Genomic DNA, 10,339 nt, shown 5'->3' on the forward strand with positions numbered 1-10,339 from the left:
CCTCCAGGGACCGGTGGGGGGCGTCCGAGGGCGGCGGCGCGTCGACCGGCGGCCCGGCGGGGTCCTGCTCCCGCGGGGCCTCGTGCCGACCGTGCGGCTCCTGGGACCCCTGGGGTGCCTGAGATGCCTGGGGCGCCTGGGGTGCCTCGGACATGCGCTCGTCGATGGCCTGCTCGGAGACGGACTGGCGGATCTCCTCCACCAGCTCCTCCCCCGGGTCCTCGCCCCGGCCCGGCTCGGCCCTGGGGCCGCCGGCCTCACGCACCAGAGCGCTGATCTCCTGCTCGCGCTCGGCTATGCGGCCCCGGATGTCGCCGAGGCGGGAGCGGAGGGCGTCCATGTCCTCCTGCGAGAACAGGGCGGTGTCGGCCTGGCCGATGATCTCCTGGGCGATGCGCAGGTAGTCGACGCTGGCGGCGTCGCCCGACCCGATCCGCAGGACCTGCGGGAGGCTGTCGGCCACCGCCTCCAGCTTGTCCAGGAGGGTCTCGCGGAAGCGGTAGTTGAGGATCTCGGGGGCGTCGGCGGCGCTCACCGCGCGGATGTCCAGGGCCTGGGCCTGCAACAGGGCCGCGTTGGCGTTGGCCTCGGACTGGGCCTCGACGAAGCGCTGGTGGGCCAGGGAGCGGGCCCGGTTGGTCTCGCGCTCCAGGGCGGTGTCCATCTGCGCCTGGTACTGGGCGATGTCGGCCTGGATCGCGGACAGGGTCTCGTTGAGGGTCGCCAGCTCCTTGTTCAGGTCGCCCTCGTTCTGCTCCTTGCGCAGCTGGAGCTCGTACTCGAAGGTGTAGGCGTCCTTGGCGACGCGGACCATCTCCGGCGCCGCCAGGTCCATCCGGTACTCCTGGTTGGAGGGCTCGGCGTGGGTGATGTTGGCGCTGGTCAGCTCCACGATCCCGCTGAACTGGCGGTTGAGCTGCTCCACCAGGCTCTGGGTGTTGTCACCCACCATGTCGTAGATGGCCGAGGCCTGCTGCTCGTAGATGAGGCTCCGCGTGGTCTCGCTGATCGCGTTGTTGAGCTTCTCCTGGAAGCCGTTGACACCGCCCAGCGTGTAGACGAAGTCGGTGGCGTTGACGATCCTGAACTGCACGAACAGGTCGATGGAGGCCTGCACGCCGCTCTTGGTGGGCGCCGAGCGGATCGGCGCGTTGAAGGGGTACTCGCGGGTGGTGTTGACGATGTAGGAGACGCGCTTCCAGGGGTTGAAGAGCGTGACCCGCCCGGCCTGGAAGACGTTCTCCATCTTGCCGAAGCGGGTGACGATGGCCTCACAGCCCTCCGGCACCATCACCATGCCCTGGCGCCACCACATGAACACGGCCACCGCGATGGTGATCAGCCAGTAGTGGACGCCGAAGACGGGGTTGAGCAGGGGGTTGCCACCGCTGACCGCCTGGGGGACCAGGACGGTGACGGCGCCCAGCACACCGAGGGCCACCAGCGCGATGGCCGGGAGCATCGTCACGAAGGTGCGTCCGCGGGGGATGACCATGGGGCAGATGACGTGGACCGGCCCGCCGTCGCCGCGCTCGTAGTAGCTGCGGTTGATCGCCTCGCCCGCGTTGTTGAGGGAGGTGCTCTTCTGCTCGATGCGGGTGCCGACGGAGTCACCCTGTTCACGGGCGGCGACGAAGTCCCGGGGGTCGAGGCCACCGCCCTCGGTGGCCTGTTGCAGCGCGTCGGACACCGCCTGGCGCGGATCGCCCCCCTGGGCGACGGCACCGGCCGCGCCGCGCACGGTCTGCGCGAACGACATAGGCATGGGCTCCTTGGTCGGAGGTCGGGAACTATCGGCTACGACGTCGCGTACCGCGGTCCGGTTCCAGGTGGGGACCTGTCCCGTGACCCGATCGGCCGTAGCGGACAGCACCAACCCTGTCATGAGACGCGTCCGGAACCCAGGGCTGTAGACCGGAACGTGACGGGGGCGCTCACCCGTGAGACCAGTCCGGGCGGGCCGGATCACACCGCCGCCGGACGGCGGATAACGTCGTCGGCACACGCAGCCACCGGCTCCGGCCGCAGCGAGAGGGGACACCGTCCATGCCCGCAGTACCCAGTTCCGTCCTGACCACCGCGGGCCTGATCGGCGGCTACACGGTGGCCCGCGCGACGGGCGACCGCCCGCTGGGCGGAGCCGTGCTGGCCGCGTTCGGCGCCGCGGCCTTCGAGACCTGGCGCCGCCGCTCGGGGGTGGGCACGGCGGTCGCGCTCACCGGCGTGTACGTGGGGGCGTTCGGGCTCTCCCACCCGCTGGCGAAGAAGGTCGGCGCCTGGCCCGCCGTGCTGGGGGTGACCGCCGTGACCGCCGCGGTCGCGGCCGTCTCCGGGGACCTCGACCGCGGCTGACGCGGGACCGGGGCGCCGGGGAGGGACGCGGTTCCGCCCCTCCCCCGACCGTCCGCCCGGCGCCGGTCAGCTGCAACCGCTGGTGGCCCCGCAGCCCTCGCAGGCGTAGCAGCTGCCCGACGGGCGCATCTTGGTACCGCAGGTCATGCACAGCGGCGCGTCCGCCACGAAGCCCTTGCCCTCCATCAGCTCCGCGGTGGAGTGCGCCCGGGTCGGCCGCTCCGCCGCCGCGTGCGGCTCCCGCGCGGAGGCCGCCGGGACCTCCTCCGGGGCGTCCGCCCCGCGGGTGGCGGCGGACTGGGCGTAGGACTCCACCTGCGTGGCGACCTGCGCGGGGTCCTCGCCCGCCACCTGCGCCTGGCGCTCGGCGGCCGACAGCACCCCCAGCGCGGCCCGCTCCTCGTAGGGCAGGTGGTCCAGGGCCAGGCGGCGGAAGATGTAGTCCACCACCGACTGGGCCATGCGGATGTCCGGATCGTCGGTCATGCCCGCCGGGTCGAACCGCATGTTCGTGAACTTCTCCACGTAGGTCTCCAGCGGGACCCCGTACTGCAGGGCGATGGAGATCGCGATGGAGAAGGCGTCCATCACCCCGGCCAGGGTGGACCCCTGCTTGCCGAGCTTCATGAACACCTCGCCCAGACCGTCGTCCGGGTAGGAGCCCGCGGTGATGTAGCCCTCGGCCCCGCCCACGGAGAACGACGTGGTCTCGCTCGGTCGCTTCTTGGGCAGGCGGCGGCGGACCGGGCGGGGCGCCTCGACGGCCTCCGCCTCGGGCCCGGCCTCCTTCTCCCGCGTCCCGCCGGTGGACAGCGGCTGGCCCACCTTGCAGTTGTCGCGGTAGACGGCGAGCGCCTTCAAGCCCATCCGCCAGCCCTCGAAGTAGATGTGCTCGAAGTCCTCGACCGAGGCCTCCTCCGGCACGTTCACCGTCTTGGAGATCGCGCCGGACAGGAAGGGCTGTACCGCGGCCATCATCCGCACGTGGCCCATGGGCCGGATGTAGCGGAGCCCCATCGCGCAGTCGAACACCTCGTAGTGCTCGGCGCGCAGGCCGGGCGCGTCCACGACGTGGCCGTTCTCGGAGACGTACTCGACGACGGCCTCGATCTGCTCGTCCTGGTAGCCGAGGTTGCCCAGCGCGCGCGGGATGGCCTGGTTGACGATCTGCATGGAGCCGCCGCCGACCAGCTTCTTGAACTTGACCAGCGAGAAGTCCGGCTCGATGCCGGTGGTGTCGCAGTCGAGCATGAAGCCGATGGTCCCAGTGGGCGCGAGAAGGCTCGCCTGGGCGTTGCGCCAGCCGTTGCGCTCGCCGATCCTGAGGCACTCGGCCCACTCGCGGGTGGCTGCGGCGTGGATCGGCTCCTCCAGGGTTCCGACGGTGCGCAGGTCGTCGTTGGCCGCGGCGTGCTTGCGCATGACCCTCTTGTGGGCCCGCTCGTTGCGCCGGTAGCCGTCGTAGGGGCCGACCACCCCGGCCAGCTCGGCGCTGCGCCGGTAGGCGGTGCCGGTCATCAGCGAGGTCACCGCGGCGGCGACGGCGCGCCCGCCCTCGGAGTCGTAGGCGTGGCCGGTCGCCATGAGCAGGGCGCCCAGGTTGGCGTAGCCGATGCCGAGCTGCCGGTAGGCGCGGGTGGTCTCGCCGATCTTCTCCGTGGGGAAGTCGGCGAAGGTGATGGAGACGTCCATCGCCGTGATGACCAGCTCGGTGAGCGCGGTGAAGCGCTCCACGTCGAAGGTGTCGTCCTCGCGCAGGAACTTCAGCAGGTTGATCGAGGCCAGGTTGCAGGAAGAGTCGTCCAGGGACATGTACTCCGAGCAGTTGGCGACGACGGTGCCGCCCACGATGTAGGAGTGGTTGCGCGGCTCGGTGAGGTTGTATGTGGTCTCGAATCCCGCGGAACGTCTGGAGAACAGGCGTGTAGTCGTCCTCGTCCTGTACATACGGCGGAAGTCCAGCGCCTCTCGGAGCTTCTCGCTCTTTCCCTCCAGGGAGAAGTTGACGAGGGCGGAGAACTCCTGCATGGACTGGGCCGAGATCCGCAGGTCGAAGAACGGACCGTCACTGCCATAGGTGACCGTGGACCCATCCTTGCGAGTGTAGGAGAACGAATCCGGCTTGCCCTCGGACGTCCTGTAGACACGGCTGGCAATGCCAAACGGGGCGAGGAGTTCCTGGACATCGCGCAGGAGCTGGTCCGAACGGCTGCCCAGACCGATGTAGCGCGTTCCGTTGGCCTTCTGGTCCACCGCGCACCCGTCTGCGTCGAACAGCCCTTGGAGGAACTCCAGCACGGTCTCCTCGGGTGCCTCGAAGAGCGACGGCGGCACTGACTTGTCCTCCGGGCGGGCGCCCAGGCCCAGGGCTCGGACGAACTCGACCATCGTGCGACGCGTGATTCTGAGCTGCTGGGTCCCGTTCGGCTGGAGGCTCGGCTTGCTCCGGTGCCCGGTGAGGCGCTCGATGAGCGCCTGGTGCCGAGGAAGGACGTTCTGCTGCTCCTCAGCCGTACCGTAGACGGTCACCACCGCCTGATCACCGACCGAGCCGTCCCCCACGAGCCAGCCGAGGTAGTGCGCGAGGTCGGGAACCTCGTCCCACTTCTCCGGCAGGTACAGAGGACGGACACTCGGCAAGGCCGCCACCGTCCGTACGGCTTCCAGCGCCGCACGGGGAATCCGCAGCGCCGGGTTCGAACGAGGCGCGTACTGGAAGGAACGGACGACTCGGTCATCGGAGAGCAGCTCCTCAGCGTGCACCCAGCCGCGGTTCTCGGTCCACAGACGGTGGTTGGGGGTGCAGCGCAGGAGAGAGCCGTCAGAGAAACGCAGTTCGAGGATCTCATTGGTCCCCGTGACCATGTACTGGGTGGGGATCGTCGCCACCACAGCGTTCTGGGCGTCCGTCTCAGCGGTGATGTCGTTGGTGTACACGGCGAAGGTCTCGCCTCGGGCCGCGCGCTTGATCAGATCACCGATCGGTATATGTCCGCGATCCGTCAGCACGCGCTGATCAGCCGGAAAACACGGGTTGCTCGCACTGATGCGTCCGCTCTCGGGCGTGGTGTGCCAGTCCTGGATCGTGCCGTCGTACTGGATGCCCGGATCCGCGCACTCCCAGGCGGCCCTGGCCATGCGCTGGAACAGCTCCTTGGCGTCCACCGTGGCGACGACCTCGCCGGTGGTGCGGGAGGTCAGGCCGAAGTCGGAGCCGCTCTCCACGGCGCGCATGAACGCGTCGGAGACCCGCACGGAGTTGTTGGCGTTCTGGTACTGGACGCTGAACATGTCGTCACCGCCGAGGTCGACGTCGAACCCGGCGTCGCGCAGGGCACGGATCTTGTGCTCCTCGCGGGCCTTGGTCTCGACGAAGTCCTCGATGTCGGGGTGGTCGACGTCCAGGACGACCATCTTTGCGGCCCGGCGGGTGGCGCCGCCGGACTTGATGGTCCCGGCCGAGGCGTCGGCGCCGCGCATGAAGGAGACGGGGCCTGACGCGGTCCCGCCGGAGGAGAGCAGTTCCTTGCTGGAGCGGATGCGCGACAGGTTCACACCCGCGCCGGACCCGCCCTTGAAGATGATCCCCTCCTCCTTGTACCAGTCCAGGATCGACTCCATGGTGTCGTCCACGGACAGGATAAAACACGCGCTGACCTGGGCTTTTGAGTTCGTGCCGACGTTGAACCACACCGGGGAGTTGAAGCTGAACAGCTGGTGGGCGAGGGCGTGCTTGAGCTCGTGGTCGAAGACCTCGGCGTCCTCGGCGGAGGCGAAGTAGCCGTGTTCGCGGCCGGTCTCGGTGTAGACGCCGACGACGCGGTCGATGAGCTGTTTGAGGCTCCACTCGCGTTCGGGGGTGCCCACCGCGCCGCGGAAGTACTTGCTCGTCACGATCTGGGTGGCGTTCATCGACCAGGAGGAGGGGAACTCCACCCCGCGCTGCTCGAAGTTGACCGTGCCGTCGCGCCAGTTGGTCATGACGACGTCGCGGCGCTCCCACTCCAGGGAGTCGTAGGGGTGCGTGCCCGGGGTGGTGAAGACGCGCCTCACCCTGATCCCCTTGCGGCTGCCCTTGCCCTTGCGTCCGGCCGGACCGCTGGTGGTCTCCGTCATCGCCGGGTCTCCCCTCACTCGTGGGCACGGTCACCGACCGTGCCCGGCGTCCTTGTCCCGGGGGTGGTGTGGCACCGCAGGCGGTCGGCGTGCGGCCGCGAGGGGCGCTACCCCGTGGCGGCGCCGCTCCGGCCGCCGGTCCCGGCGCCCCCGTCGGTCTCGGCCTCTCGGTCCTGGCGCAGGCTGGCGATCTCGGCCTCGAAGTCGGAGAGGCTCTCGAAGCCCCGGTAGACGCTGGCGAAGTGCAGGTAGGCGACCTCGTCCAGGTCGCGCATCGGCCCCAGGATGGCCAGGCCGATCTCGTGGGCCGGTACCTCGGCCAGGCCGCGGCCGCGGATCTCCTCCTCGACCTGCTGGCCGAGCTTGGCCAGGGCGTCCTCGGAGACGGGGCGGCCCTGGCAGGCCCGGCGCACCCCGGCGATGATCTTGGTCCTGCTGAAGGGCTCGGTGACCCCCGAGCGCTTGGCCACCATCAGCAGGACGGTCTCCTGGGTGGTGAACCTGCGCTCGCAGACGGGGCAGGACCGGCGGCGTCGGATGGCCGCGCCGTCGTCGGTGGACCTGCTGTCGATCACCCGGGTGTCCGGATGGCGGCAGAACGGACAGTGCACCCTGGTTCACCTGCTTCTCTCACCGAACGACAACGCCTAGGTACCACTAAACCACAACTTCTGGGCAATCGCCCCTGTCGCCACACCAGATGTTGTGGTCGAACCTAGACTTCTTCCTGACCCGCCGCAACCCCGGCACGGGCGTGTCACGGACACGGCCGAACGGCCGCGCGGCATCGCGGTCCGCGGCGGCGGGACGGGGCGGGGAGGTCGGCGCGGGCGGATCGCTGCGGGGGCGGCCCGGCACCGCGCTCAAGGATAGCGTCGCCGCCCGGAGCCCCCGCGCCCCGGCGGCGGGCGTCGGAATCCCGGTGTCGCGGGGATTTCGGTCGAGCCTTCGCCCCGGGATAAGACCCCCGTGCCTGGCCGGAACCGCTGCCACGGACACGCGTTCGCGCATTCCGGGGACAACAGCGCGTGAACGCGTGTACACACGTAAGTGCAGGCCGGAAATTGTCCGCGAATACGCGCGACGGCAATTGTCCCCAGCCTCGAACGCTTGTTTGATATCACCGTGTGCAACGACTAAAGTTGACCTTGATTTCACACCGGTTTCGCCATCACGTGGACCCCCAGGTCGGCACGGTCGCGGACCGGGGGTGGCCAGTCACACAAGCAGGCCCTGACCGAACCGAATGCCGAGGAGGCCCGGCCGTGCCGGAGGAGAATCCCGGAACCGCAGACACCGCCACCGTTCTCGCACCAGCGGAGAACACGGGCGGGTCCACGCCCGAAGCCCCCAAACTCACCGCGCGCCAGCAGAGCGTGCTGAACTGCATCCAGCGCTATGTCCGGGAGCGGGGTTTCCCCCCGTCGATAAGGGAAATCGGGGAAGCGGTCGGCCTGTCCAGCCCGTCCAGCGTGGCGCACCAGCTCAAGGTCCTCCAGCGCAAGGGTTACCTGCACCGGGACCAGAACCGGCCGCGCGCGGTGGAGCTGCGCACGCCCGGGCGCGCCTCGGGGCGGACCCTGGTGCCCGAGGACATCGACCTCTCGCGCGCCGCCGCCGTGCCGCTGGTCGGCCGGATCGCCGCCGGTGGTCCGATCCTGGCCGAGGAGTCGGTGGAGGACGTGCTCGCCCTGCCGCGTCAGCTGGTGGGTGAGGGGCGCCTGTTCATGCTCACCGTGGTCGGCGACTCGATGACCGACGCCGCCATCACCGACGGCGACATGGTGGTGGTGCGCCAGCAGCAGGACGCCAACAACGGCGACATCGTGGCGGCGCTGCTCGACGAGGAGGCGACCGTCAAGGTACTGCGCCGCGAGGAGGGCGGCCACGTGTGGCTGATGCCGCGCAACGAGGCCTACGAGCCGATCAACGGCGACGACGCCACCATCCTCGGCAAGGTGGTCGCGGTCATGCGCCGCGTCTGAGGTCCCCGCGTACCCGCGTCTCCGGTCCCTCTCCCCTCGGAGGGATCGGGGGCGCTTCCCCCTGTGGACGACGCGGGGCCGACGGACGCGGGCCGCTAGGCTGAGGAGGTGTTCACACGTGCCTCCTCCCCCGCCGCCCGCTGGCGCACCGCACTGCTCGGTGCGGCGAGCGCCGTCCTGTTGACCGCCTCCTGCGCCCCCGCCGACGACGGGGCCGCCGAGGCGCCGGGGGTCGGCGGCGTCGATCGCGAGGTGGCCTTCGAGGGCGGCGGGCACGAGGTGTCCGGCACCTTCCGGATGCCCCAGGACGTCTCCGGTACCGTTCCGGGCGCGCTCATCATCTCCGGCAGCGGTCCCACCGACCGCGACGGCAACAGCTCCGTGCGCCCCGACGCCAACACCAACCAGAACCTGTCCCGGGTGCTCGCCGAGGTCGGGGTGGCCTCGCTGCGCTACGACAAGTACGGCAGCGGTGCGGACTTCGAGACGCCGGACCCCGGCGGCGAGGTCGCGCCGGTGGACCCGGTGATCTTCGACGAGCAGGTCGCGGCCGCCTACGAGGAGCTCGTCTCCCAGCCCGAGGTGGACCCCGAGCGGGTGGTCGTCGTCGGGCACAGCGAGGGCGCCCTGTACGCGCTGCGCGCCCACGATCTCATCGGCGCGGAGCACCCCTCCCCCGCGCTCGTGCTGGCCGCGCCTCCCGGTACGCGCTACCTCGACCTGATCGACCGCCAGCTCACCGAGCAGGCGCGTGCCGTCGAGGCCTCGGGCCAGGTGGAGGAGGGGCAGGTGGTCCAGCTCCTCTCGGACTCCCGCGCCGGACGGGCCGCGATCAGGTCCGGGCGTGCGCTCAGCGGGGTGGAGATGCCCAGTGGGGGCCTGGGCGTCTACACCCCGGTCAACGAGGACTTCCTGGCCTACATGGACGCCTTCGACCCCGTCGACCTGGCGGAGGACCTGCCCGGGGGCACCCCGGTGCTGGTGCTGTGGGGGGAGCGGGACGCGCAGGTCTCCCGGCAGGACGTGGACCGGCTGATGACCGGTCTGGACGGCGCGCGACGGGTGGACGTCCCCGACACCGACCACATCTTCCGCCGCTACCGGGACGAGCCCGGGGCCACGGTCCTGGACGAACAGCGCCCCTTCGCCGAGGAGGTCGCGCCCGCGCTGGAGGAGTTCCTGGGCACGGCCTGGTAACCGCGCCGGAGCCTCACTCGGGGATGGAGTCCGGCAGCGCCTCGGTCACGGACAGCGCGAACTCCTCGGCGCCCGCGACCATGCGCTCCCGGTCGCCCGGGTTCTGCGCGTCGTAGCTGGCCGCCAGGCTGTAACAGGTCTCCAGGTACAGGTTGGACACCCGGGCGCCGACGCAGGCGACCGTGTACGGGTCCTCCTGGACCCAGGCGACCGCCTCCTCGCCGACGCCTTCCAATTCCTGCGCGTCGTACTGGGAGGTGGTGGTGCGCAGGTTGTCGGCGGCCGTCGTGACACCGCCCGGGTCGGGGGCGGCCACGGCCACCAGCGTCGCGGTGGCCGGAACCCGTTCGCCGGGGCCGCCGGGGGTCGCCCACCGGCACTGCCAGCCGGAGCCGAACGCCTCCTGCGGGCCGCCGACCGGTTCCTCGACCTCCAACCCGTGGTCGGGCACCAGTTCGTCCAGCGTCCCGGTCTCGGCGACGGAGCACTCGGGCGCCGCCCCGAAGTCGCTCGCCTCCGGGGTGTCGCGCGTCACCACGTACCAGATCGCCCCGGCGGCGAGCACGACCAGCACCAGGGCGGCGGCGACCACGGCGGCGGTGGCGCAGCCCCGGCTCTGCGGTTGGACGGAGGCCACCACCTCGGGCGCGGGCTGCTGGAGGTGGGGCTGCTGCCACGGGGGTCCCGGG

7 protein-coding genes are annotated in these 10,339 nt (G+C 70.7%); 3 read left to right on the forward strand and 4 right to left on the reverse strand.

What is annotated here, in order from left to right; translation table 11 throughout:
• Positions 1 to 1,759: SPFH domain-containing protein (locus DQW06_RS18885; RefSeq protein ID WP_198662489.1), on the reverse strand; the 1,759-nt coding region annotated here is incomplete at its 3' end.
• A 287-nt stretch (positions 1,760 to 2,046) separates the two neighbouring features.
• Between DQW06_RS18885 and DQW06_RS18890 the strand changes: the two genes are divergently transcribed.
• On the forward strand, positions 2,047 to 2,352 hold the full coding sequence (locus DQW06_RS18890) for a hypothetical protein (RefSeq protein ID WP_013154338.1): 306 nt from the start codon (positions 2,047 to 2,049) through the stop codon (positions 2,350 to 2,352).
• A 66-nt stretch (positions 2,353 to 2,418) separates the two neighbouring features.
• On the opposite strand, the gene DQW06_RS18895 is transcribed toward DQW06_RS18890, so the two are convergent.
• Positions 2,419 to 6,468, reverse strand: coding sequence for a vitamin B12-dependent ribonucleotide reductase (locus DQW06_RS18895; RefSeq protein WP_117199018.1), 4,050 nt, complete (start codon positions 6,466 to 6,468; stop codon positions 2,419 to 2,421).
• 107 nt (positions 6,469 to 6,575) lie between these two features.
• Complete coding sequence (gene nrdR / locus DQW06_RS18900; protein WP_013154340.1) at positions 6,576 to 7,079, reverse strand: transcriptional regulator NrdR; 504 nt, start codon at positions 7,077 to 7,079, stop codon at positions 6,576 to 6,578.
• Positions 7,080 to 7,733: 654 nt separating this feature from the next.
• Between nrdR and lexA the strand changes: the two genes are divergently transcribed.
• Positions 7,734 to 8,453, forward strand: a complete 720-nt coding sequence (gene lexA, locus DQW06_RS18905; RefSeq protein WP_013154341.1) for a transcriptional repressor LexA — start codon at positions 7,734 to 7,736, stop codon at positions 8,451 to 8,453.
• A 108-nt stretch (positions 8,454 to 8,561) separates the two neighbouring features.
• Positions 8,562 to 9,650, forward strand: a complete 1,089-nt coding sequence (locus DQW06_RS18910) for a S9 family peptidase (protein WP_117199019.1) — start codon at positions 8,562 to 8,564, stop codon at positions 9,648 to 9,650.
• Between the two features lie 13 nt (positions 9,651 to 9,663).
• On the opposite strand, the gene DQW06_RS18915 is transcribed toward DQW06_RS18910, so the two are convergent.
• The coding region (locus DQW06_RS18915) for a hypothetical protein (protein WP_370449104.1) at positions 9,664 to 10,339 on the reverse strand (676 nt) is incomplete at its 5' end.

This window comes from Nocardiopsis sp. TNDT3 (assembly GCF_003427465.1).
In the GTDB taxonomy this organism is placed as follows: domain Bacteria; phylum Actinomycetota; class Actinomycetes; order Streptosporangiales; family Streptosporangiaceae; genus Nocardiopsis; species Nocardiopsis dassonvillei.